This is a genomic window from Actinomycetospora succinea, assembly GCF_004363095.1.
Classification (GTDB): Bacteria; Actinomycetota; Actinomycetes; order Mycobacteriales; family Pseudonocardiaceae; genus Actinomycetospora; species Actinomycetospora succinea.
Genome location: NZ_SNYO01000017.1, coordinates 1 through 22,774, shown reverse-complemented (window position 1 = coordinate 22,774; position 22,774 = coordinate 1). Strand labels below are relative to the sequence as shown.

The window sequence follows — 22,774 nt, the reverse complement described above, 5'->3', positions numbered from 1 at the left end:
GCTCAACGCCCCTCTGAAGGCGGTGGCCCTCGGCGGCGGTCACGGGCTGCACGCGACGCTGTCGGCGCTGCGCCGGCTGACCGACGACATCACCGCGGTGGTCGTGGTCGCCGACGACGGCGGCTCGTCGGGCCGCATCCGCCGCGAGCTGGACATCCTGCCGCTGGGCGACCTGCGGATGGCCCTCGGCGCGCTGTCCGGGCAGGTCGACCCCGGCCCGGAGACCACGCTGTGGCAGCGGGTCTTCGAGCACCGCTACGGCGGGCACGGGGCGCTCGCCGGCCACGCCGTCGGCAACCTCGTGCTGGCCGGGCTCGTGGAGGTCCTCGACGACCCGGTGGCCGCGCTCGACCAGGCCTGCCGTCTGCTCGGCGTCACCGGCCGGGTGCTGCCGATGAGCACGCAGCCGGTCGACATCGAGGCCGACGTGACCGGGATCCGCGGTCCGAGCGGCGGCGACCAGGACAGGGACGTCGCCCACCGCATCCGCGGTCAGGTCGCGGTGGCGACGACTCCCGGCCGCGTCCAGTCGGTGCGCCTCGACCCCCGCCGGCCCAAGGCGTGCCCGGAGGCCTGCGAGGCGCTGCGGGCCGCCGACGTCATCACCCTCGGGCCGGGGTCGTGGTTCTCGAGCGTGCTGCCGCACCTGCTGGTCCCGGAGCTGTTCATGGCGCTGTGCGAGAGCGAGGCCCGCAAGGTGCTCGTGCTCAACCTGGCCCCGCAGCCCGGCGAGACGGCGGGGTTCTCGCCCGAGCAGCACCTCGAGGTGCTCGCCGCCCACGCGCCGCGCCTGCGTCTCGACGTCGTCGTCGCCGACACCGACGCCGTCCCCGAGCCGGACCTGCTGCGCCGCGGGGCCGAGGCCTTCGGCGCGGACACCCTGCTCACCACCGTCGGGGCCGCCGACGGCAGCCCCCAGCACGATCCCGATGCCCTCGCATCGGCCCTGGCCGACGCCGCCCACCACCGGGTGGACAGCACGCCCGACCCGGCGGCGAACGGCAACCACGGTGGTGTCACCGTCCCCGGGGCCGAGCACTCCCGCCCGCACCAGGAGGAGGACCGAAGGTGGCCATGACCGCAGCGGTCAAGGACGAACTGAGCCGGCTCGCGGTGACGAAGACGTGTTGCCGGCGCGCCGAGGTCGCGGCCCTCCTCCGCTTCGGCGGCGGGCTGCACATCGTCGGCGGACGGGTCGTCGTCGAGGCGGAGCTCGACACCGGCGCCGGCGCCCGTCGCCTGCGCGGCGAGATCCACGACCTGTACGGGCACAACCCCGAGGTGCACGTCCTGTCCCAGGGCGGGCTGCGCAAGGGCACACGCTACGTCGTGCGGGTCGCCGCCGACGGCGACTCCCTCGCGCGCCAGACAGGTCTGCTCGACCCCCGCGGGCGCCCGGTGCGCGGCCTGCCGCCGCAGGTCGTCTCCGGCGGCGTGTGCGACGCCGAGGCCGCGTGGCGCGGGGCGTTCCTCGCCCACGGCTCCCTCACCGAGCCCGGCCGCAGCTCGGCGCTGGAGATCACCTGCCCGGGCATGGAGGCGGCGATGGCGCTGGTCGGCGCCGCGCGGCGTCTCGGCGTGGTCGCCAAGGCCCGCGAGGTCCGCGGCGCCGACCGGGTGGTGGTGCGCGACGGCGACGCGATCGGCGCGCTGCTGACCCGCCTGGGCGCCCACACCTCGGTGCTCGCCTGGGAGGAGCGCCGGATGCGCCGCGAGGTGCGGGCGACGGCCAACCGCCTGGCGAACTTCGACGACGCCAACCTGCGGCGCTCGGTGAAGGCCGCCGTCACCGCGTCGGCGCGCGTCAACCGGGCGCTCGAGCTGCTCGGCGACGAGGTGCCCGACCACCTGATCCAGGCCGGGCGGCTGCGCGTGGAGCACGAGCAGGCCTCGCTGGAGGAGCTCGGCCAGCTCGCCGAACCGCCCATGACCAAGGACGCGGTGGCCGGCCGGATACGGCGTCTCCTGGCGATGGCCGACAAGAAGGCCAAGGACATGCGCGTCCCCGACACGTCCTCGGTGGTGACCGAGGAGATGGCGGAGATGGCGGACACCTGAGCCGGCTCCCGTGACGTCGTTCGCGGGACCCGGACGAGTCGGCCGGATTCGTTAGGGTGCGCCCGGGAGGGGTGACCCCCCTCGGCGAGACGACCGCGGCACGAGAGGCAGGGCGAGGTTCAGTGACGGTCCGCATCGGGATCAACGGGTTCGGTCGTATCGGACGGAATGTGTTCCGCGCGCTGGAGAAGCAGCGCGCGGCGGGCACCGCCGACATCGAGGTGCTCGCGGTCAACGACATCACCGACAACAAGACGCTCGGGCACCTGCTCAAGTACGACTCGGTGCACGGCCGCTTCGACGGCACCATCGAGGTGTCCGACGACGCGCTGGTCGTCAACGGCCGGTCGATCAAGGCGCTGGCCGAGAAGGACCCGGCCTCGCTGCCGTGGGGCGACCTCGGCGTGGACGTCGTGATCGAGTCCTCGGGGATCTTCACCGACGCCGACTCGGCCGGGAAGCACCTCAAGGCGGGCGCGAAGAAGGTCGTCATCTCCGCCCCGGCCAAGGGCGAGGACCTCACGGTCGTCATGGGCATCAACGACTCGTCCTACGACGGCAGCCAGAGCATCCTGTCCAACGCCTCGTGCACCACCAACTGCGTCGCGCCGATGATCAAGGTGCTGCACGACGCGTTCGGGCTCGAGACCGGGTTCATGTCGACGATCCACGCCTACACCGGCGACCAGCGGATCCACGACGCCCCGCACAAGGACCTGCGCCGGGCCCGCGCCGCCGCGGACAACATCATCCCGACCACCACCGGCGCCGCCCAGGCCACCGCGCTGGCGCTGCCGGAGCTCGAGGGCCGCCTCAACGGGCTGGCCTACCGCGTGCCGGTCATCGACGGCTCGGTCACCGACCTCACCGCGACGCTGAACACCGACGTCACCGTCGACCAGGTCAACGCCGCCTTCAAGAAGGCCGCCGACGGCGAGCTGAAGAACGTGCTGGTCTACACCGAGGACCCGATCGTCTCCACCGACATCGTCGGCGAGCCGGCGTCCTGCACGTTCGACGCGGGCATGACGAAGGTGCTCGGCAACCGCACCGTGAAGATCGTCGGCTGGTACGACAACGAGTGGGGCTACTCGAACCGCGTCGTCGACCTGACCACGCTCGTGGGCTCCAAGCTCTGATGAAGACCCTCGACGACCTCATCGCCGACGGGGTGCAGGACCGCTTCGTCCTGCTGCGCGCGGACTTCAACGTCCCCCTCGACGGCTTCACCATCACCGACGACGGGCGCATCCAGGCCGCGCTGCCGACGATCACCAAGCTCGTCGGCGCCGGGGCCAAGCTGGTCATCGCCGCCCACCTCGGACGCCCGAAGGGCGGCGAGCCGGGGGGCCGCGACCCGAAGATGTCGCTGACGCCGGTCGCCGGGCGCCTCGGGCAGCTGCTCGACCAGCGGGTCCGGCTCGCCGACGACGTCGTCGGCTACTCGGCGTCGGCGAACACCGAGCGCATCGACAAGGGCGAGATCGCGATGCTCGCCAACGTGCGCTGCGACCCGCGCGAGACCGGCAGCCCCCAGGAACGCGAGCAGCTGGCCTCCGAGCTCGCCGCGCTCGTGCCCGGCGGGGCGTTCGTCTCCGACGGCTTCGGCGTGGTGCACCGCGAGCAGGCGTCGGTGGTCGACGTGGCCCGCAAGCTCCCGGCCTACGCCGGCGACCTCGTCGCCCGCGAGACCGAGGTGCTGCGCCGGCTCGTCGGCGACCCGGCCCGCCCGTACGTCGTGATCCTCGGCGGCTCGAAGGTCTCCGACAAGCTCGGGGTGCTCTCCAACCTGCTGCCCAAGGTCGACAAGCTGCTGGTCGGCGGCGCGATGTGCTTCACGTTCCTCGCGGCGCAGGGCCACGACGTCGGCGGCTCGAAGCTCGAGTCCGACCAGATCGACACCTGCAAGGACCTGCTCAGCCGCTACGCCGACACCCTGGTCCTGCCGACCGACGTCGTCGTGGCCTCCGAGTTCGCCGAGGACGCCCAGACGCGCACCGTCGGGGTGTCGGACATGCCCGAGGGCTGGCTGGGCCTCGACGTCGGCCCGCAGACTGTCGAGCTGTTCGGCTCGCACCTGACCGACGCGGCGACCGTGTTCTGGAACGGCCCGATGGGCGTGTTCGAGATGGCGCCGTTCGCGGCGGGCACCACCGGGGTCGCCGAGGCGGTCGCGGACTCGCCGGCGTTCAGCGTCATCGGCGGCGGAGACTCGGCGTCGGCGATCCGCGCGGCGGGCCTCGACGAGAGCCGCTTCGGCCACATCTCGACCGGCGGCGGGGCCTCGCTCGAGTTCCTCGAGGGCCAGGTCCTGCCCGGCATCGCCGTGCTGGAGGAGGGCGCCTGATGGCGCGCAAGCCGCTCATCGCGGGCAACTGGAAGATGAACCTCAACCACCTCGAGGCCATCGGGGTGACCCAGAAGCTCGCGTTCGCGCTGCCCGGCAAGTACTTCGACGTCGTCGACGTCGCGGTGCTCCCGCCCTTCACCGACCTGCGCAGCGTGCAGACGCTCGTGGACGCGGACTCGATGCCGATCACCTACGGCGGCCAGGACCTCTCGCCGGAGGACTCCGGGGCGTTCACCGGTGACGTGTCGGGGGCGATGCTCGCGAAGCTCGGCTGCACCTGGGTGGTCGTCGGGCACTCGGAGCGCCGCACGATCCACGGCGAGGACGACGAGCTGGTCAACCGCAAGGTCCGCGCGGCCCTGCGCCACGGCCTCACCCCGATCCTGTGCCTGGGGGAGGGCGAGGAGGTCCGGGACGCCGGCGAGCACGTCGGGCACTGCACCGGCCAGCTCGACGCCGCGCTCAAGGGCCTGTCGGCCGACGAGGTCGCCAAGGTCGTCGTGGCCTACGAGCCGGTCTGGGCGATCGGCACCGGCAAGTCCGCCGGGGTGTCCGACGCCCAGGAGGTGTGCCACGCCCTGCGCGAGCGTGTCCGCGAGGTGCACGGCGGGCCGGTGGCCGACGGGATGCGGATCCTCTACGGCGGCTCGGTGAAGTCGAACAACGTCGCGGACCTCGTGCGCTCCGACGACGTCGACGGCGCGCTGGTCGGCGGGGCCAGCCTCGACCCCGAGGGCTTCGCGGAGCTCTGCGCGCTCGCGGCGGGTGGACCCCTGCCGTAGGCGGACCGGGCACGATGCCCCGTTCGGCCGCCGGGTCGTCGCGGGACCGTCACCGGGGCGGGGTATCGTGCACCACAAGCGCCGAGCCCGCACGTCGGGACGGCCAGAACCCCGCTCACACCGGGCGGGGTCGGCACCCGGAGGTCACGGACACCGACATGCGACTGTTCCTCGACATCCTGCTCATCGCGTCCAGCGTGCTGCTGGTGCTGCTGGTGCTGCTGCACCGCGGGCGGGGCGGCGGGCTGTCGTCGCTGTTCGGCGGCGGGGTCCAGTCGAGCCTCGCCGGGTCGAGCGTCGTCGAGAAGAACCTCGACCGTCTGACCCTGTTCGTGGGTGCCATCTGGCTGATCTCCATCGTCGGCACCGGGCTGCTCGTCAAGATCGAAGGCTGACGGGCGGCCCGGGCCTGGAGCGCGCGGGCCGCCCCTGGACGCGGAGGTACTCCGGCGATGGCGACTGGCAACGCGATCCGAGGCACCCGGGTGGGTTCGGGCCCCATGGGTGAGTCCGAGCGCGGGGAGAGCGCGGCCCGCACCGTGGTCTCCTTCTGGTGCTCCAACGGGCACGAGACCCACCCCTCCTTCGCGGTGGACGCGGAGATCCCCACGTCGTGGGACTGCCCGCGCTGCGGCCTGCCGGCCAACACCGACGAGAAGAACCCGCCGCCGGCCAAGCGCACCGAGCCGTACAAGACCCACCTGGCCTACGTGAAGGAGCGCCGCTCCGACGCCGACGGCGAGGCGCTGCTCGACGAGGCGCTGGCGAAGCTGCGCGCCCGGCGCGGCGAGAGCTGACCTTTCCCCGGGTCGCCTGCGCTGCCATCATCCGGGCATGGCGGCCCCCACCGAAATCACCGACACCCGCTTCTCCCTCCCGCAGTCGGCCCTGCCGACGGCGTGGTTCAACGTCGCGCCGCACCTCGCCTCGCCGCTGGACCCGCCGCTGCACCCGGGGACGCGCGAGCCCGTCGGTCCCGACGACCTGGCTCCGCTGTTCGCGCAGGAGCTGATCGGCCAGGAGATGTCGGCCGACCCGTGGATCGACATCCCGGGCGAGGTCCTCGACGTCCTGCGCCTCTGGAGGCCGACGCCGCTCGTGCGCGCCCGCCGTCTCGAGGCGGCGCTGGGCACCACCGCGCGGATCTACTTCAAGGACGAGTCGGTGTCGCCCGCCGGCTCGCACAAGCCGAACTCCGCGGTGCCCCAAGCGTTCTACAACGCCAAGGAGGGCATGACGCGCCTGTCCACCGAGACCGGCGCGGGCCAGTGGGGCACGGCGCTGGCGTTCGCCTGCGCGCAGTACGACCTCGAGTGCGCGGTCTACATGGTGCGCAAGAGCTTCGAGCAGAAGCCGTACCGCAAGGTGATCATGGAGACGTGGGGCGGCACCGTCGTCCCCTCGCCGATCGACGACCCGGGTCACCCCGGTTCCCTCGGTGCAGCGATCTCCGACGCCGTCCGTGACGCCGTCGGCCGCGACGACACGCACTACGCGCTGGGCTCGGTGCTCAACCACGTGCTGCTGCACCAGACCGTCATCGGGCTCGAGGCGCAGCAGCAGCTGGCGACCGCGGGGGAGACCCGCCCGGACGTCGTCATCGCCCCGTGCGGCGGCGGGTCGAACCTCGGCGGCGTCGCACTGCCGTTCCTGCCCGACCCCTCGGTGCGCCTGCTCGCCGCCGAGCCGGCCTCGTGCCCGACCCTGACCCAGGGCCGCTACGAGTACGACTTCGGCGACACCGCGGGCTTCACGCCCCTGATGAACATGTACACGCTGGGCCACGACTTCGTGCCGCCGGGCATCCACGCCGGCGGGCTGCGCTACCACGGTGACTCGCCGATCATCTCCAAGCTGGTCCACGAGGGCCGCATGGAGGCGGTGGCCCATCGCCAGCGCGCCGTGTTCGAGGCGAACGTGCTGTTCGCGCGCGTCGAGGGCAAGGTCCCGGCGCCGGAGGCCGGGCACGCGATCGCGTCGGTGATCCAGGAGGCCAACGACGCGACGGCCAAGGGCGAGGACCGCGTGATCCTCTTCAACTACTGCGGCCACGGCCTGCTCGACCTCGCCGCCTACCAGGAGTACCTGGCCGGCGACCTCGTCGACGAGCCCTGAGCCCGGCGTCCTGAGCGAAGGGCACCTTCGGTCGGATAGACCGGCGAGGGGCGCCCTTCGCCGGAACGCGCGCGAGCCCGTGGTTCCGAGCGAGGGGCACCTTCGGTCGGATAGATCGGCGAGGGGCGCTCTTCGCCGGCTCGGCCGCGATCGTCAGCCGGTGCCGGGCAGCGGCTCCTGTCCGGCGTCGTAGACGAGCTGGTCCCCGGAGTGCCGCACGCCGTCGGTGGGGTGGTGCTCCGGGGTCCGGCCGTCGTGCATGAGGTGGCGGACGGCCGTGTCGCGGACGAGCACGACGTGGTCGGCGACGAGACGGCGATGGCAGCGCCACCACACCGACTCCGAGCACAGGATCGCCGTCGGCTCCGGGGCGCCGAGCAGCTCGTCGACGGCGTCGGTGAACACCGGCGTGCGCATGTGGGCGGCGTAGCCCGCGAAGGCGCGGTCGCGCAGCGCGGTGTCGGGGGAGTCGTTCGGCCGGCTGCGACGCCCGCCGAGGCGCTCGTCCCAGCGGTAGGCGACGCCCACCCGGGTCAGCGCCGGTCCCAGGGCCTCGCGCGCCACCGACGGGTCGCGCCGGCTCCCCGGGTACCGGCGGACGTCGACGACGGCCGCGATGCCGGCGTCGGCGACCAGGCGGGCGACCGCGGGGCCGTCGAGCGTGCCGTGGCCGACCGTCCACAGCGTGTCCATGCCGCCATCCTCGCGCTTCCGGGCAGCGGGAGCTCCCTCGCGACGGGACGGGTGCCGTGGTGGGGTGGCGCCCATGACGACCGTGCGCGAGGCGTCCCTGGCCGTGCTGCGCAGCCACGGCATCACGACGATCTTCGGCAACCCGGGCTCGACCGAGCTGCCGATGTTCCGCGACTTCCCCGACGACTTCCGCTACGTCCTCGGGCTGCAGGAGTCGGTGGCGGTCGGCGCGGCCGACGGGTACGCGCAGGGGACCGGGCGGGCGGCGCTGGTGAACCTGCACTCCGCCGCCGGCGTCGGGCACGGCCTGGGCAACGTGTTCACCGCGTTCCGCAACCGCACGCCGCTGGTGCTCGTCGCCGGGCAGCAGGCCCGCTCGCTGCTCGTCGGCGAGCCGTTCCTGTTCGCCGAGCGCCCGGCGGAGTTCCCCGAGCCGTACGTGAAGTACAGCCGCGAGCCCGCCCGCGCGCTCGACGTGCCCGCGACACTGGCGCGGGCGATCCACGTGGCCACGACCCCGCCGTGCGGCCCGGTGCTGATCTCGGTGCCCGTCGACGACTGGGACCAGGAGGCGACCCCGGTGCCCGCCCACACCGTGGCGGGGACGGTCGCCGGCGACCCCGACGTGCTCGGCGACCTCGCCGCCCGCCTCGCGGCCGCCCGCGCACCGGCGCTCGTCGTCGGCGGCGAGGTGGACCGCGACGGGGCGTTCGACGACGTCGTCGCGCTCGCCGAGCGCCACGCCGCCCGCGTTTACGTCGCGCCGATGTCCCCGCGCTGCGGCTTCCCCGAGCGCCACCGGCTCTTCGGCGGCTTCCTGCCCGCCGCGCACGACGGCATCCGCGCCGCGCTCGACGCCCACGACCTGGTCCTGGTGCTCGGCTCGCCGGTCTTCCCGTTCCACACCGAGGGCGCCGTCCCCGGCGACACGGCCGTGCCCGAGGCCACCGAGCTCGTGCAGCTCACCGAAGACCCGGCCCACGCCGCCTGGACGCCCGTCGGTACGTCCGTCGTCACCGGCGTGCGCCACGGCGTGCGGGCCCTGCTCGCCGGGCCGCCGCCACCGGAGCGCCCGCTGCCGGCGCCCGGACCACGGGCCGAACGCGTCGCCGCCGGCGGCGGCGTCATCACCGAGGAGCTGCTGCTGCAGACCCTCGCCGACCTCCGGCCCGCGGACTCCGTCGTCGTCGAGGAGGCGCCGGCCACGCGCGGGCCGATGCACGCGCACCTGCCGTTCGACCGGGCGGGGAGCTTCTACACGTGCGCGAGCGGGGGCCTGGGCCACGGGCTGCCGGCGGCGGTGGGGATGGCGCTGGCCCGTGCCGAGCGGGTCGTGGCCCTCATCGGTGACGGGTCGGCGATGTACGGGATCCAGGCGCTGTGGTCGGCCGCGCAGCTGGGCGTCCCGCTGACGATCGTCGTGGTGCACAACGCCCGCTACCGCGCCCTCGACCAGTTCGCCGAGCACTTCGGCATCACCAAGCCCGTCGGCACCGCGCTGCCGGGGCTGGACTTCGTCGCCCTCGCCGCCGGTCAGGGCGTCGCGGGCGTGCGCGTCGAGCACCCCGACGAGCTCGAGCCCGCCCTCGCCGACGCCCTGGCCTCGCCCGCGCCGGTGGTGCTCGACGTGATCGTGGCCTGAGGCCGCTCAGACGTCGGTCGGCATGTTCCGCAGCTCGACCGGGCTGGACTTCACGACCGCCGTCACCGTGGCCGCGTGGTCCTGCCAGATCTCGAGGACGCGGTCGAGGTCGGCGACGTCGCGGACCTGGACGCGCATGAGCAGGCAGTCCTCGCCGGTGATCTTGTGGCACTCGACGACCTCGGGCTGCCGGGCCGCGAGCTGCTCGGAGATCTTCCCCTGGCCCAGTGCGGGGCGCACGCGCACCCACGCGGCGATGGGGTAGCCGAGCGCCGCCGGGTCGATGTCCAGGCGGTAGCCGCGGATCACGCCCGTGCGCTCGAGGCGCTGGACCCGCTCGGTGACCGCCGGGGCCGACATCCCGACCCGCCGGCCCAGCGCCGACATGCTCTGGCGGGGGTCCTCCTCGAGCTCCGCGAGGATGCGCCGGTTGGTCTCGTCGAGCAGCTTGTCGTTCTCCAGGCGCGGTGCGCCCCGCACTTCGGAAACTGCAGTCATCTGGCCACTATCCCCGTGAGAACGCCATGGAGTCCAGAGCCGGAGCCTTCGATACTTGTCCCCATCAGCAACGAGGGTCGAGGGGATGATCGAGATGGTCACGTTCTTCGGGGTGCTCCTGGTCGTGGGCTTCCTCGCGGTGGCGCGCTACGGCGTCGACAGTCGCACCGGAGAGGACCCCACGGGTCGCGACCCGGCCTGGCCGATCACGCGCCGCCCGCACACGCTGCGCGGGGACGCGGTCCTGCTCGGCGAGCTGGCCCGCCGGGTCTCCGCCCACCAGCAGCTCTGGTCGGCCTACGAGCGCAGCCTGCGGCCCTGGGAGAACGAGCAGAGCGAGCGGAACGAGCTCACACGACGGTCGTGAGCGTGGGGGTGTCGACGCCGAGGGAGTCCCACGCCTCGGCGAGCCGGGCGACGGCGTCGTCCAGTGCGTCGGGGGAGAGGGTGTAGGGCAGGCGCAGGTACTGCTCGAACGCCCCGCCGGTGGCGAAGCGGGGCCCGGCGGCGAGGTGCACACCGAAGCGCGCCGCCGCTTCGACCAGGGCGCTCGAGCGCGGGACGCCGAGGTCGACCCAGAGGCTGAAGCCGCCCGAGGGGTTCGGCACCCGCCACTCCGGCAGGGCCCGCGCGAGCGCCCCGCGCAGGTGGTCACGGCGGTGGGCGAGGGTCTGCCGGCTGGCCTCCACCAGCTCGTCGAGGCGCTCCACGAGACCGACCGCCACCAGCTGCTCGAGGACCGGCGTCGAGATGTCGTCCGAGGCCCGGGCCGCGGCGATCCGGCGCAGCAGGGTCCGCGGGGCGCGCAGCCAGCCGATGCGCAGCCCGCCCCACACCGTCTTGGAGAGCCCGCCGGTGGTGATCACGGGCGTGCCGCCCGCCCCGGCCCAGGCACCCAGCGGCGGGGGCACGGGGGTGTCGAGCCACATCTCGCGCAGGCAGTCGTCGACGACCAGCGCGACGCCGTGGCGGCCGGCGGCGGCGACGACCGCGGCGCGGGTCTCCGGGCTCATCACCGCGCCCGTCGGGTTCTGGTGGTCGACGACGAGGTAGCCGAGCGTGGGCGTCGCGGCCCGCATCGCGGCGGACAGCGCGTCGAGGTCCCAGCCCGGACGCCCGCTCGCCGGGTCCTCGACCATCGCCACGGGCACCGCCCGCGCCGAGGCGTGCCGGCACAGGTCGATCGCGCCGGGATAGGTGGGCTGCTCGATGAGCACCCGGTCGCCGGGGCGCACCAGCGTGCGGGTGACGAGGGAGTGGGCGTGCTGGGCGCCGGCGGTGATCATCACCTCGTCCGCCGAGGTCCGCAGGCCCTGCGCGGTCAGGCGGGCGGCGACGGCCTCGCGCAGCGCGGGCAGGCCGAGGACGTCGTAGCCGGTGGAGGTGAGGTGCGTCGGCAGCTCGGCGAGGGCGCGTGCCGCCGCCTCACTCATGGCCTCCATGGGCGCCCAGGGGGCGGCGTGGGCGAGGTCGATGACCGCGCGGCCGCCGTCCTGGGTCTGCGGCGCGCCCATCGGGGCGAAGGGGCTGTAGCCGGTGGGGCCGACGTGCAGCGTGCCGTCGAGCGGGGCCCCGTTCGGCGGGCCCGACCCGGCCGGCGGCGTCGCGGGCGAGGCCGTCCACGTCCCCGACCCGCGGCGCCGCACGAGGTAGCCGTCCTCGCGCAGCTCCTGGTAGGCCGCCGCGACCGTCCCGCGCCCGACCCCGAGGGCGACGGCGAGCTCGCGCTCGCTCGGCACCCGCGTCCCCACCGCGAGGCGCCCGTCGGAGAGCAGCGTGGCGATCCGGCCGGCGAGGGCGGCCTGCGCGCTCACCGCCGGACCGGCGCCCTCGCGCCAGCCGCGGAGCAGGCGGGCGAGGCTCCCGGCACCGAGGTGGTCGTCCATGCCACGCAGTCTGCCACTTCTGCCACTGTGGGTGCCACTTGCTCCTGATTGGCCGTGGCGGCGCCTGCCAATGGCAGCCACTCTGGATGACGTCCAGCCACTTCTCCCCGAGGAGCTCCCGATGGTCCTGACCGTCACCGTGCTCGGCGTCGTCGTCGTCGCCGGGCTCCTGCTCGTCGCGCGCTACGGCGCCGACTCCCGCGCCACCGGCGACCCGACCGGCCGCGACCCGATGTGGCCGTCCGCCCCGACGCGCGAGCACACGCCCGCCTCGGACCTCCGGATCGTCCGCGCCTGGCTCGCCCGGTTCGACGCCCACCGCCGCTGCTGGGACCTCTTCGAGCGGACCCTGCGCCCCTGGGAGAGCGATCAGCGCACGCCGTCGAGCACCGCGGCGGCGCCCCGCTGGAGCAGCACCCAGTCGAAGCCCAGCGCGATCACCTGGTAGCCGCGGTCGGCCATCGCCCGGGCCTCCGGCGGGGAGAACGCGTTCCCGCCGAGGACGACGGGGCTGTCGAGGACGACGGCCTCGGCCCGTGCGACGGCCGCCTGCACCTCCGGGTGGTCGGGGCGTCCGCGGTACCCCATGCTGACCGCGAGGTCGTGCGTGCCGATCACCGCGGCGTCGACGCCCGGGACCGCGACGATCTCGTCGATGCGGTCGATCGCCTCCGGGTGCTCGACGAGCACCATCGTCACGACCTCGTCGTCGGCGGCGCTCAGGTACTCGGGCATCGTCATCCCGAAGCGGGCCGGGGCGTAGAACGGGCCCCACTGGCGCTCGCCGGCCGGCGGGTAGCGCCCGGACCGCGCCGCGGCGGCCGCGTCGGCACCGGTGCGGACCTGCGGGTACACGATCCCCGAGGCGCCGGCGTCGAGCACCGGCTTGGCCAGCCACGGCAGGTTCTCGGGCACCCGGACGATGGGTGCCACGTCGGTGCCCGCGCTGGCCGCCACCATGGCGTGGGCCGCCTCGATCGAGATCGGGCCGTGCTCCATGTCGATCATCAGCCAGTCGAAGCCGGCGCGCGCCAGCAGCTGCATCGCGGCGGTGCCGGGGATCGTGACCCCGATCCCGTAGGTCGTCTCCCCGGCCCGCCAGCGTGTCCGCAGGTTCATCGGCGCCCTCTCACCCCGGGGGCGATCCTGCCGCGCGTCAGAGCTGCGCGGCAGCCTCCTGGTCGAGCAACCACAGCGTCCGCTCGGTCCCGCGCAGCCCCGCCAGGGGGACGTCGACCTCGGACGCGCCGCCCTGCGCCCGCGCGAGCGCCTCGGCCTTGCCGCTGCCCGCGGCCACGAGCCAGATCTCGCGGGCGTGGCGGGCCGCCGACAGCGTGAGGCTCACGCGGGTCGGCGGCGGCTTGGGGCAGTCGCGCACGGCCACCACGCCGGCCGCGGCGGCGTGCACCGCGGGGGAGTCGGGGAAGACCGACAGGACGTGGCCCTCGGGGCCGCAGCCCGCGAGCAGCACGTCGAACGCGGGGATGGCGCCCTCCCCGCCGAGGCGCACCGCCGCCGACGACAGGGTCTTCGCGTAGACGTCCGCGGCGAGGTCCGGGTCGCCGCCGCCGGCGTCCTCGGGCGCGTCGGAGGCGGCCATCGGGTGCACGCGCGCCGGGTCGAGCGGCAGCGCGTCGAGCAGTGCCTCGCGGGCCTGGGCGTCGTTGCGCTCGGCGTCGCCGGCCGGGACGAAGCGCTCGTCGCCCCAGAACACCTCGACCGCCGACCAGTCCACGGCGTCGCGCCGTGCGGAGGCGGCGACCTCGCGCAGCATGGCGATCCCGATCCCGCCGCCGGTCAGCACGACGGAGGCGAGACCCCGCGCGGCCTGGGCCGCCGCGAGCGCCGTGAGCAGGCGCTCGGCGGCGTCGCGGGCGGCGGTGTCCTCGTCGGCGTGGACGACGACCTCGACCGTGCTCATGCGGTCACCTTCCTCGCCGACGACCGCGTGCGTCCCGCCGGCTTGTTCTGCGAGGCCTCGAGCGCCTCGGCGAAGATGTCGTCGGGGTCGAGGCGGCGCAGCTCCTCGGCGAGGCACTCGCGGATGGTGCGCCGGGACAGCGCCACGCGGCGGTCGGGCTGACCGGGCTGCGAGAGGACGGCGCTCTTGGCGTCGAGGCGGCGCAGCTCCACCGGTCCGCTCGCGCGCTCGAGGCGCACGGCCGCGATCTGGCCGCCCTGCCCGCCCGGGACGTCCTCGTTCTTGCGGGCCACGGGGCAGTGCAGGCGTGACGAGAGCCAGCCCGCCAGGAGATCGGTGGACGCGGAGTCGGGCGCGCCGGACACCGTCGCCCCGGTGATGCGCTCGTGCGGGGGCTGGTCGAGCGCCGCGGTGAGCAGCGCGCGCCAGCTCGTGATGCGGCTCCACGCGAGGTCGGTGTCGCCCGGGTGGTAGCGCTGGCGCAGCTTGCCCAGCGCCTTCGACGGCGACTTCGCCCCGGAGACGTCGGTGATCCGGCGCCCGGCGACGCCGCCCACCGGGTCCTCCGCCGGCACGGCGGGCGCCTCGCCCGGCCACCACGCCACGATCGGCGCGTCGGGCAGCAGCAGCGGGACGACGATGGCCCCGCCCTGGTCGGCCAGCGGGCCGTACATGCGCAGCACGATGACCTCGCTCGCGCCGGCGTCGCCGCCGATACGGATCTGGGCGTCGAGGCGCGACGCCGCCCGCCGCACCCCGCGGGCCAGGACGAGCACGCGGCACGGGTGCTCGCGGCTCGCGTCGTTGGCGGCCTGGATGGCGGCCTCGGCCTCGGGACCGTCCTCGGTGATGATGATCAGCGTCAGGACGCGCCCGAGCGCCACCGCGCCCGCGCTCTCGCGCAGGTCGACCATCGTGCGGTTGACCGCCGACGTGTCCGTCGACGGGAGATCGACGATCACGGTCTCCTCCAGGTCCGCCCGGTGCGCTCGAGCAGCGTGTCGGCCGACGGCGGGCCCCACGTGCCGGCCGCGTAGCTGTCGGGCGACCCCTCGCGGTGCCACTTGTCGATCACCGGGTCGAGGATCCGCCAGGACAGCTCGACCTCGGTGTTGGTCGGGAACAGCGACGGCTCGCCGAGCAGGACGTCGAGCAGCAGGCGCTCGTAGGCCTCGGGGGAGGCCTCGGTGAACGCCGTGCCGTAGCCGAAGTCCATCGTGACGTCGCGGACCTCCATGCCCGAGCCCGGCACCTTCGAGCCGAACCGCAGGGTGACGCCCTCGTCCGGCTGCACCCGCACGACCAGCGCGTTCTGGCCGAGCTCCTCGGTCATGGTCTGGTCGAACGGCAGGTGCGGGGCGCGCTTGAACACCACGGCGATCTCGGTGACCCGCCGGCCCAGGCGCTTGCCCGTGCGCAGGTAGAACGGCACGCCAGCCCACCGGCGGGTGTTCACCGAGCACGTGATCGCCGCGTAGGTCTCGGTGACCGAGTCGGTCGGGAAGCCCTCCTCCTGCTGCAGGCCCTTGACCTCCGAGGAGCCCTGCCACCCGGCGGCGTACTGGCCGCGGGCGGTGGTCTCGTCGAGGGGCTCGGCCAACGTCGTGGCCGACAGGACCTTGATCTTCTCCTCGCGCAGGTCGTGCGGCGAGAAGGAGACCGGCTCCTCCATCGCGGTCAGCGCGAGCAGCTGCAGCAGGTGGTTCTGGATGACGTCGCGGGCCGCGCCGATGCCGTCGTAGTAGCCGGCGCGCCCGCCCACCCCGATGTCCTCGGCCATCGTGATCTGCACGTGGTCGACGTGGTGGGCGTTCCAGATCGGCTCGAACAGCTCGTTGGCGAACCGCAGCGCCAGCAGGTTCTGGACGGTCTCCTTGCCGAGGTAGTGGTCGATGCGGAAGACCGAGTCCTCGGGGAAGACGTCGTTGACGATCCCGTTGAGCTCCTGCGCCGAGCGCAGGTCGTGGCCGAACGGCTTCTCGATGACGACGCGGCGCCACACGTCGCCCTCGTCGTCGGCGAGCCCCGAGCGCGAGAGCTGCTTGCACACGGTGGGGAACGCCGACGGCGGGATCGACAGGTAGAACGCGTGGTTGCCGTTGGTGCCGCGCTCGGAGTCGAGCTCGGCGACGCAGGCGGCGAGCCGGTCGAACGCGTCGTCGTCGTCGAAGGTGCCCTGCACGAAGCGCAGGCCCTCGGACAGGCGGTCCCACACCTCCTGGCGGAACGGGGTGCGGGAGTGCTCGCGCACGGCGTCGTGCACGACCTCGGCGAAGTCCTGGTCGGCCCAGTCGCGGCGCGCGAACCCGACGAGCGCGAAGCCCGGCGGCAGCAGGCCGCGGTTGGCCAGGTCGTAGATGGCCGGCATCAGCTTCTTGCGCGCGAGGTCCCCCGTCACGCCGAACAGCACCAGGCCCGAGGGCCCGGCGATCCGCGGGAGCCGCTTGTCACGGGCGTCCCGCAGCGGGTTGGTCCAGGTCTCGGCTCGGGTGTCGGGATGTGGGTGCCCCGCGCGGGTCACCGACTCACCGCCTGCACCGCGTTCGCCAGCGCCACCAGCCCCGCGGCCCGGTCGGCGAGGTGCAGCCGCAGCACCGGGCGCGGCGAGCCGCCGTTCTTGGCCGCCGCGAGCACCCCGGCGTCGCCGCGGGCCTGCGCGTGCTCGAGCGTGCCGAACGAGAACGACTGCCCCGGGATGGCCAGGTCGTCGGCGACCGAGCCCGTGATCTGCAGGAACACGCCGTTCTGGTGGCCGCCCTTGTGGTACTGCCCGGTGGAGTGCAGGAACCGCGGGCCCCAGCCGAACGTGGTCTGCAGGCCCGTCGCCTTGGCGAGCTCCGGGCGCAGCGTCGCGAACGACGCGTCGTCCAGCCGGTCCAGGTAGGCCTGCACCGCGATGTAGCCCGCGTCCGGCGCCGCGTTCACGAGCGCCTGCAGCGCGTCGATCACGGTGGCCGGCTGCCCGAGCCAGCTGGCGTCGCCCGCGGCGCGGATCTCGATGACCCCGTCGGTGACGATCGGCGCGTCGTCGGCGCCGGCGTCCCCCGAGCCGCCCTCCGCCGAGGCGAGCAGGTCGCGCGTGGCCTGCTTCGCCGACTCGACGTCGGGCTGGTCGAACGGGTTGATGCCGATGAGGCGGCCGGCCAGCGCGACGGCGTGCTCCCAGAGCAGGAACTGCCCGCCGAGTGTGCCGGTGACCGACACCTGCGCGCCGGAGTCCGCCGGCCCGATCGACACCGCGGTCGCGTCCGCCTTGTGGTCGGCGTAGCCCGGCGCGTCCGGGCCCTCGACGACCACGGGGAGCAGGCCGGTGCCCTGCTTGCCCGTGGACTCCGCGATGAGCTGCTCGGCCCAGTTGCCGAAGCCGACGAGCCCGGAGCCGGTGTCGGCGAGGACGAGCTTCTCGGCGCCGGCGTTGTGGGCTGCGGCCATGGCGGCCGCCAGCACGACCGCCGGGTTGTCGGCGCTGTCGCGCGCCAGCTCCGGGGCGGCCGCGGCGGCCTCGTCGAGCAGCGCGCCGATGTCGACGCCCGTGAGCGCCGAGGGCACCAGACCGAACGCGGTGAGCGCCGAGTAGCGCCCGCCGACGCCGGGGTCGGCCTCGATCAGCTTGCGGTAGCCCTGGTCGCGCGCCAAGTCGCCGAGCTTGGTACCCGGGTCGGTGACGACGACCATCCGCGACGCGGCGTCGATGCCGTTGGCCTCGAAGACCTCGGCGAACACGCGGCGCTGGCTGTCGGTCTCGACCGTGCCGCCCGACTTCGAGGACACGACGAGCACCGTGCGGGTCAGGTCGCCGGCGAGGGCGTCCGAGACCTGCATCGGGTCGGTGGTGTCGAGCACGACCAGCGGGAACTCGCCGCCGACCGGCCCGCCCGAGCGCGTCGCGCAGATGACCTCGGGCGCGAGCGACGAGCCGCCCATGCCGGCGAGCACCACGCGGTCGACGCCGTCGTCGTGCAGCTCGCGGCGCAGGGCCGCGAGCTCGTCGACGAGCGGGCGGGACGACTCGTGCAGGCTCACCCAGCTCAGGCGCTTGCTCGCCTCGGGCTCGGCGTCGGGGCCCCAGAGGGTGGCGTCCCCGGCCGAGAGCTTCGACGCGGCCGCGTCGCCGACGAGCTTCTCGACCAGCGCGTTCGCCGCGTCGGCGAGGGTCTGGTCGACGATGCGGACCTCGGCTCCGCTGCTCACTTGTCCTGCTCCGGGCTGCGGCGGGTCAGCTGGTCGGACACCGTCGCGGTGAGCTCGGCCCACGAGTCGTCGAACTTCTTGACGCCCTCGTCCTCGAGCACCTGGTAGACGTCGTCGACGTCGATGCCGACGTGGGCGAGGCCCGCGAAGACCTCGCGGGCGGCGTCCTCGGTGCCGGTGACGGCGTCGCCGTGGAGCTCGCCGTGGTCCGCGAAGGCCTTGAGCGTGGCCTCGGGCATCGTGTTCACCGTGTTCGGCGCGGCCAGCTCGGTCACGTAGAGCGTGTCCGGGTAGGCCTTGTTCTTCACGCCGGTCGAGGCCCAGAGCGGGCGCTGCGGCTTGGCGCCGGCGCCCTTGAGCGCCGCCCACCGCTCGGTGCCGAACACCTCGAGGAACGCGGCGTAGGCGAGGCGGGCGTTGGCGATGGCCGCGGTGCCGCGCAGGTTCAGCGCGGCGTCGGTGCCGATGGCGTCGAGGCGCTTGTCGACCTCGGAGTCGACGCGCGAGACGAAGAACGAGGCGACCGAGGCCATGCCGGTGAGGTCGTGGCCGTTGGCGCGGGCCTGCTCCATGCCGGAGAGGTAGGCCTCCATGACCTCGCGGTAGCGCGCCACCGAGAAGATCAGCGTGACGTTGACGCTGATGCCCTCGGCGAGCGTGCGCGTGATCGCCGGGATGCCCTCGCGGGTCGCCGGGATCTTGATCATCAGGTTGGGCCGGTCGACCGTCTTCCAGAGGTCGGCGGCCTCGGCGACCGTGGCCTCGGTGTCGTGCGCCTTGCCCGGGTCGACCTCGAGCGACACGCGCCCGTCGACGCCGCCGGTGCGCTGCCACACGCCGCGGAACACGTCGCAGGCGCGGCGCACGTCCTCGGTGGTGAGCTCGCGGATCGCGTCCTCGACCGAGGCGCCGCGGGCGGCGAGCCCGTCGAGGTCCTCGGCGTAGTGGTCGGCGTCCGCGAAGGCGCTCGCGAAGATCGTCGGGTTGCTGGTGACGCCGACGACCTCATCGTCCTCGATCAGCGAGGTGAGGTTGCCGGATTCGATGCGCTGGCGGGACAGGTCGTCCAGCCAGACGGAGACGCCGGCCGCGGAGAGGTCGGCGAGGGGGGTGTTGGTGGCCATCAGGGGGTCCTCCTCGGACTCGCTGCCAGGCGGGCGATCAGGCGTTGTGCTCGGCGGCCCGGGCGAGCGTGCGTCGCCCGGCCTCGACCACGTGCTGCGTCGTGAAGCCGAACTGCTGGAACAGCGTCTTGTAGTCGGCGCTGGCGCCGAAGTGCTCGATCGAGACGCACTCGCCGTCGTCGCCGACGAACTGGTGCCAGGTCAGGGACACGGCGGCCTCGACGGACACGCGGGCCTTGACCTCGGGCGGGATGACGTGGCGGGTGTACGAACGGTCCTGCGCCTGGAACCACTCGACGCAGGGCATGCTCACCACCCTGGTGGGAACGCCCTCGTCCTCGAAGACCTTCCGGGCCTCGACGGCCAGCTGCACCTCGGAGCCGGTCGCGATGAGGATCAGCTGCGGCTGTCCGGTGCTGGCGTCGGCGAGCGTGTAGCCGCCGCGGGCGACGCCGTCGGCGTCGGTGCCCTCGAGGATCGGCAGGTTCTGCCGGGTGAGCGCGAGGCCGGCCGGGCCGGTCGGGTTGTCGAGCACCGCGCGGACCGCCGCCGAGGTCTCGTTGGCGTCGGCGGGACGCACGATCGACAGGCCCGGCACCGCGCGCAGCGAGGCGAGCTGCTCGATCGGCTGGTGGGTCGGGCCGTCCTCGCCCAGACCGATCGAGTCGTGGGTCCAGATGTAGGTGGTCGGCAGCTTCATCAGCGCCGCGAGCCGGACCGCGGGCCGCATGTAGTCCGAGAAGATCAGGAACGTGCCGCCGTAGACCCGCGTGCCGCCGTGCAGCGCGATCCCGTTGAGGATCGAGCCCATCGCGTGCTCGCGGACGCCGAAGTGCAGCGTGCGGCCGTACGGGCTCATCTGGCCCCACATGTTCGTGGAGACCGTCGACGGCCCGAACGAGTCGGCGCCCTTGATCGTCGTGTTGTTGCTCTCCGCGAGGTCGGCCGACCCGCCCCAGAGCTCGGGAAGCTCCGGCCCGATCTCGCCGAGGATCTTCTGCAGCGCCTTGCGGGTGGCGACGGGGTCCCCGCCGACCTCCCAGCTCGGGAGCTTGTCGTGCCAGCCGTCGGGCAGCTGCCGGCGCGCCATGCGCTCGAGCAGCGCGCGGCGCTCCGGGTTGGCGGCCGCCCAGTCGGCGAACTGCTTGTCCCAGGCCTCGTGCTCGGCCTTGCCGCGCTGGCCGACCGAGCGGGCGTGGGCGAGCACGTCGTCGTCGATCGCGAAGTGCTTGTCCGGGTCGAAGCCCAGGATCTCCTTGACCGAACGGACCTCGGGCTCGCCGAGCGCGGCACCGTGCGCGGCACCGGTGTTCATCTTCTCCGGCGCGGGATAGCCGATGATCGTGCGCAGCGCGATGAAGCTGGGGCGCCCGGTCTCGGCCTTCGCGTTGGCCAGCGCCTCGCGGATGCCGACGACGTTCTCGCCGCCGCGCACCACCTGGGTGTGCCAGCCGTAGGCGTCGTAACGCTCGACGACGTCCTCGGAGAGGGCGACGGTGGTGTCGTCCTCGATCGAGATGTGGTTGTCGTCGTAGATCACGACGAGGTTGCCGAGCTGCTGGCGGCCGGCGATCGAGCTCGCCTCGGCCGTCACGCCCTCCTCGATGTCGCCGTCGGAGCAGATGACGTACACGAAGTGGTCGAACGGGCTCTCGCCCTGCGGCGCGTCCGGGTCGAAGAGGCCGCGCTCACGGCGGGCCGCCATCGCCATGCCGACCGCGGAGGCGAGGCCCTGGCCCAGCGGGCCGGTGGTGATCTCGACGCCGGGCGTGTGGCTGTACTCGGGGTGCCCCGGCGTGGCCGAGTCCCAGGTGCGCAGCTCCTCGAGGTCTCGCATCTCCAGGCCGTAGCCGGCGAGGAACAGCTGCAGGTACAGCGTCAGGCTCGAGTGCCCGCAGGACAGGACGAAGCGGTCGCGGCCCTGCCAGCCCGGGTCGGACGGGTCGTGGCGCATGGTGTGCTGGAACAGCTCGTAGGCCAGCGGCGCCAGCGACATCGCGGTGCCCGGGTGACCGTTGCCGACCTTCTGCACGGCGTCGGCGGCGAGCACGCGGATGGTGTCGACGGCCTTCTGGTCCAGCTCCGACCAGTCGTCGGGGCGATGGGGCGTCAGCAGTGCCTGGATCTCGTCGGGGTCCTCGCTCGCGGGCTGCGTGTTGCTCACATCGGTGGCGGTCACGAGGTGCCTTCCTGCATGTCGGTCCGGGTGCGGGCGATGCTCCCACGGGATCGATTCAAGTCCGTACGGACCTGCGTCGATTCCCAGTCGTGGGACCGTCCCGGAGATACCCTCGCGCCCCGGTGCGGACACCGTCCACCTATCATCCTGGCGTCGTCGGGTCGTGACGTGGCGGACACCGCACCGGTCGGAGGACGCCCCCCGCGAGCGGGCGGGGCCGCGGGGGTGCAGACTTCACCGACGACAGCGTGTAGGAGACGCCGGTCGTGCCCGAAGCAAGTACGTCCACCACAGCGAGGTGCCACCGAGTGAGCACGGCGGTCGGCCCGGTCCCCGCGACGCGGCGGGGCGGCCTGCTCACCACCGTGCGGGCCTATCTGGCGCTGACGAAGGCTCGGATCATCGAGCAGCTGCTCGTGGTCACGGTGCCGGCGATGATGCTCGCCGAGCGGTCGGTGCCGTCCCTGTGGCTCGTGCTCTCCGTCCTCGTCGGCGGAGCCGGCGCCGCGGCCAGCGCGCACGCGCTGAACTGCGTCGTCGACGCCGACATCGACGCGAAGATGGCGCGGACCCGCAAGCGCCCGCTGGCCCGCGAGGCCGTCCCCCGCTCGCACGCCCTGGTGTTCGGGCTCGTGCTGGGCGCCCTGTCGGCGGTGTGGCTCGGGTTCACCGCGAACTGGGTGGCCGCGGGCCTCTCGGTCGCCGCGATCGCCTTCTACATCCTCGTCTACACGCTGCTGCTCAAGCGCCGGACCGCCCAGAACATCGTCTGGGGCGGCGCCGCGGGATGCATGCCCGTGGTGATCGGCTGGGCGGCCGTGACGGGCACCGTGGGCTGGCCCGCCTGGGTCCTCTTCGCGATCATCTTCTTCTGGACGCCGCCGCACTTCTGGGCGCTCGCGATGCGCTACCGCGACGACTACGCGGCCGCCGGCATCCCGATGCTCCCGGTCGTCGCCTCACCCCGTCGGGTGAGCCGCCAGATCGTCGCCTACTCGTGGGCGATGGTGGCCTGGTCGGCGCTCCTGATCCCCGCGACCTCCTGGATCTACCTCGGCGTCGCGGCCCTCGGCGGCATCTGGTTCCTGATCGCGGCGCACCGCCTCGACGCCGCGGTGAAGCGCGACGAGGTCGTGCAGTCCATGCGCCTGTTCCATCTCTCGAACACCTACCTGACGGGCCTGTTCGTGGCGGTGGCGATCGACTCGGCCTTCGGCTGGCCGGCCTTCGGCTGGCCGTTCTAGGTGTACTGACCGGACACGTTGGTTGAGCGCGTGTGACGACACGGTCTGAATGATCTTGAGGGGAGGACCTCTCGGGAGTGCTGTGGAGCTG

Annotated in this window: 22 protein-coding genes; 12 read left to right on the top strand and 10 right to left on the bottom strand. The window is 73.7% G+C overall.

All coding sequences use genetic code 11. The annotated features are described in order from the left end of the window. Nucleotides 1–13 precede the first annotated feature (13 nt). The 8 genes from EV188_RS31055 to EV188_RS31020 all read left to right on the top strand — a co-directional run bounded on the left by EV188_RS31055 (nt 14) and on the right by EV188_RS31020 (nt 7,305). Nucleotides 14–1,078, top strand: coding sequence for a gluconeogenesis factor YvcK family protein (locus EV188_RS31055; protein ID WP_133830253.1), 1,065 nt, complete (start codon nt 14–16; stop codon nt 1,076–1,078). Further along, nucleotides 1,069–2,058 (top strand): DNA-binding protein WhiA, encoded by a 990-nt coding sequence (gene whiA / locus EV188_RS31050; protein ID WP_133830219.1) that lies wholly within the window; start codon nt 1,069–1,071, stop codon nt 2,056–2,058. Before EV188_RS31055 ends, whiA begins: the two co-directional genes overlap by 10 nt. A 122-nt stretch (nt 2,059–2,180) precedes the next feature. Next, a complete protein-coding gene (gap, locus tag EV188_RS31045; protein ID WP_133830218.1) occupies nt 2,181–3,197 on the top strand; it encodes a type I glyceraldehyde-3-phosphate dehydrogenase in 1,017 nt (338 codons plus the stop codon). Further along, entirely contained in the window at nt 3,197–4,405 is a 1,209-nt protein-coding gene (locus EV188_RS31040) for a phosphoglycerate kinase (protein WP_133830217.1), read from the top strand. Before gap ends, EV188_RS31040 begins: the two co-directional genes overlap by 1 nt. Beyond that, complete coding sequence (gene tpiA / locus EV188_RS31035; RefSeq protein ID WP_133830216.1) at nt 4,405–5,190, top strand: triose-phosphate isomerase; 786 nt, start codon at nt 4,405–4,407, stop codon at nt 5,188–5,190. The genes EV188_RS31040 and tpiA overlap by 1 nt, the downstream gene beginning before the upstream one ends. A gap of 158 nt (nt 5,191–5,348) precedes the next feature. Beyond that, on the top strand, nt 5,349–5,585 hold the full coding sequence (gene secG / locus EV188_RS31030; RefSeq protein ID WP_116707491.1) for a preprotein translocase subunit SecG: 237 nt from the start codon (nt 5,349–5,351) through the stop codon (nt 5,583–5,585). 57 nt (nt 5,586–5,642) lie between these two features. Beyond that, on the top strand, nt 5,643–5,987 hold the full coding sequence (locus EV188_RS31025) for an RNA polymerase-binding protein RbpA (protein WP_133830215.1): 345 nt from the start codon (nt 5,643–5,645) through the stop codon (nt 5,985–5,987). Nucleotides 5,988–6,024: 37 nt separating this feature from the next. Continuing rightward, the gene (locus tag EV188_RS31020; protein WP_133830214.1) at nt 6,025–7,305 is read left to right on the top strand and encodes a TrpB-like pyridoxal phosphate-dependent enzyme; all 1,281 of its coding nucleotides are present in this window, start codon (nt 6,025–6,027) and stop codon (nt 7,303–7,305) included. Between the two features lie 153 nt (nt 7,306–7,458). Here the strand turns inward: EV188_RS31020 and EV188_RS31015 are convergent, their stop codons facing one another. Continuing rightward, a complete protein-coding gene (locus EV188_RS31015; RefSeq protein WP_133830213.1) occupies nt 7,459–7,998 on the bottom strand; it encodes a DUF488 domain-containing protein in 540 nt (179 codons plus the stop codon). Nucleotides 7,999–8,071: 73 nt separating this feature from the next. On the opposite strand from EV188_RS31015, the gene mdlC reads away from it, so the two are divergent. Next, nucleotides 8,072–9,640 carry a benzoylformate decarboxylase gene (gene mdlC, locus EV188_RS31010; protein ID WP_208114445.1) on the top strand — a complete coding sequence of 523 codons (1,569 nt, stop codon included), beginning with the start codon at nt 8,072–8,074 and terminating at the stop codon, nt 9,638–9,640. Nucleotides 9,641–9,646: 6 nt separating this feature from the next. On the opposite strand, the gene EV188_RS31005 is transcribed toward mdlC, so the two are convergent. Then, entirely contained in the window at nt 9,647–10,138 is a 492-nt protein-coding gene (locus EV188_RS31005; RefSeq protein WP_133830212.1) for an Lrp/AsnC family transcriptional regulator, read from the bottom strand. Nucleotides 10,139–10,223: 85 nt separating this feature from the next. Between EV188_RS31005 and EV188_RS31000 the strand changes: the two genes are divergently transcribed. After that, nucleotides 10,224–10,505, top strand: a complete 282-nt coding sequence (locus EV188_RS31000) for a hypothetical protein (RefSeq protein ID WP_133830211.1) — start codon at nt 10,224–10,226, stop codon at nt 10,503–10,505. On the opposite strand, the gene yczR is transcribed toward EV188_RS31000, so the two are convergent. Further along, nucleotides 10,489–12,024 carry a MocR-like transcription factor YczR gene (yczR, locus tag EV188_RS30995; RefSeq protein ID WP_133830210.1) on the bottom strand — a complete coding sequence of 512 codons (1,536 nt, stop codon included), beginning with the start codon at nt 12,022–12,024 and terminating at the stop codon, nt 10,489–10,491. The genes EV188_RS31000 and yczR overlap by 17 nt on opposite strands. Before the next feature lie 121 nt (nt 12,025–12,145). Here yczR and EV188_RS30990 point away from each other — a divergent pair, with 121 nt between their 5' ends. Next, nucleotides 12,146–12,472, top strand: coding sequence for a hypothetical protein (locus EV188_RS30990; protein WP_133830209.1), 327 nt, complete (start codon nt 12,146–12,148; stop codon nt 12,470–12,472). Here EV188_RS30990 and EV188_RS30985 read toward each other — a convergent pair. The 7 genes from EV188_RS30985 to tkt are packed head-to-tail and all read right to left on the bottom strand — an operon-like array spanning nt 12,394 to nt 21,385. Then, complete coding sequence (locus EV188_RS30985) at nt 12,394–13,143, bottom strand: HpcH/HpaI aldolase family protein (RefSeq protein ID WP_133830208.1); 750 nt, start codon at nt 13,141–13,143, stop codon at nt 12,394–12,396. The two genes, EV188_RS30990 and EV188_RS30985, sit on opposite strands and share 79 nt — an antisense overlap. Nucleotides 13,144–13,180: 37 nt before the next feature. Continuing rightward, nucleotides 13,181–13,945, bottom strand: a complete 765-nt coding sequence (pgl, locus tag EV188_RS30980) for a 6-phosphogluconolactonase (protein ID WP_133830207.1) — start codon at nt 13,943–13,945, stop codon at nt 13,181–13,183. Then, entirely contained in the window at nt 13,942–14,907 is a 966-nt protein-coding gene (locus tag EV188_RS30975) for a glucose-6-phosphate dehydrogenase assembly protein OpcA (protein WP_133830206.1), read from the bottom strand. The genes pgl and EV188_RS30975 overlap by 4 nt, the downstream gene beginning before the upstream one ends. Next, nucleotides 14,904–16,466, bottom strand: coding sequence for a glucose-6-phosphate dehydrogenase (gene zwf / locus EV188_RS30970; protein ID WP_133830205.1), 1,563 nt, complete (start codon nt 16,464–16,466; stop codon nt 14,904–14,906). Before zwf ends, EV188_RS30975 begins: the two co-directional genes overlap by 4 nt. Further along, complete coding sequence (locus EV188_RS30965; RefSeq protein ID WP_133830204.1) at nt 16,463–18,136, bottom strand: glucose-6-phosphate isomerase; 1,674 nt, start codon at nt 18,134–18,136, stop codon at nt 16,463–16,465. The genes zwf and EV188_RS30965 overlap by 4 nt, the downstream gene beginning before the upstream one ends. After that, a complete protein-coding gene (gene tal / locus EV188_RS30960) occupies nt 18,133–19,260 on the bottom strand; it encodes a transaldolase (RefSeq protein ID WP_133830203.1) in 1,128 nt (375 codons plus the stop codon). The genes EV188_RS30965 and tal overlap by 4 nt, the downstream gene beginning before the upstream one ends. 37 nt (nt 19,261–19,297) lie before the next feature. Further along, nucleotides 19,298–21,385: a transketolase gene (tkt, locus tag EV188_RS30955; protein ID WP_243742134.1), complete on the bottom strand. Its 2,088-nt coding sequence runs from the start codon at nt 21,383–21,385 to the stop codon at nt 19,298–19,300. 362 nt (nt 21,386–21,747) lie between these two features. On the opposite strand from tkt, the gene EV188_RS30950 reads away from it, so the two are divergent. Beyond that, nucleotides 21,748–22,683 carry a heme o synthase gene (locus tag EV188_RS30950; RefSeq protein WP_208114444.1) on the top strand — a complete coding sequence of 312 codons (936 nt, stop codon included), beginning with the start codon at nt 21,748–21,750 and terminating at the stop codon, nt 22,681–22,683. Nucleotides 22,684–22,774: the final 91 nt, after the last annotated feature.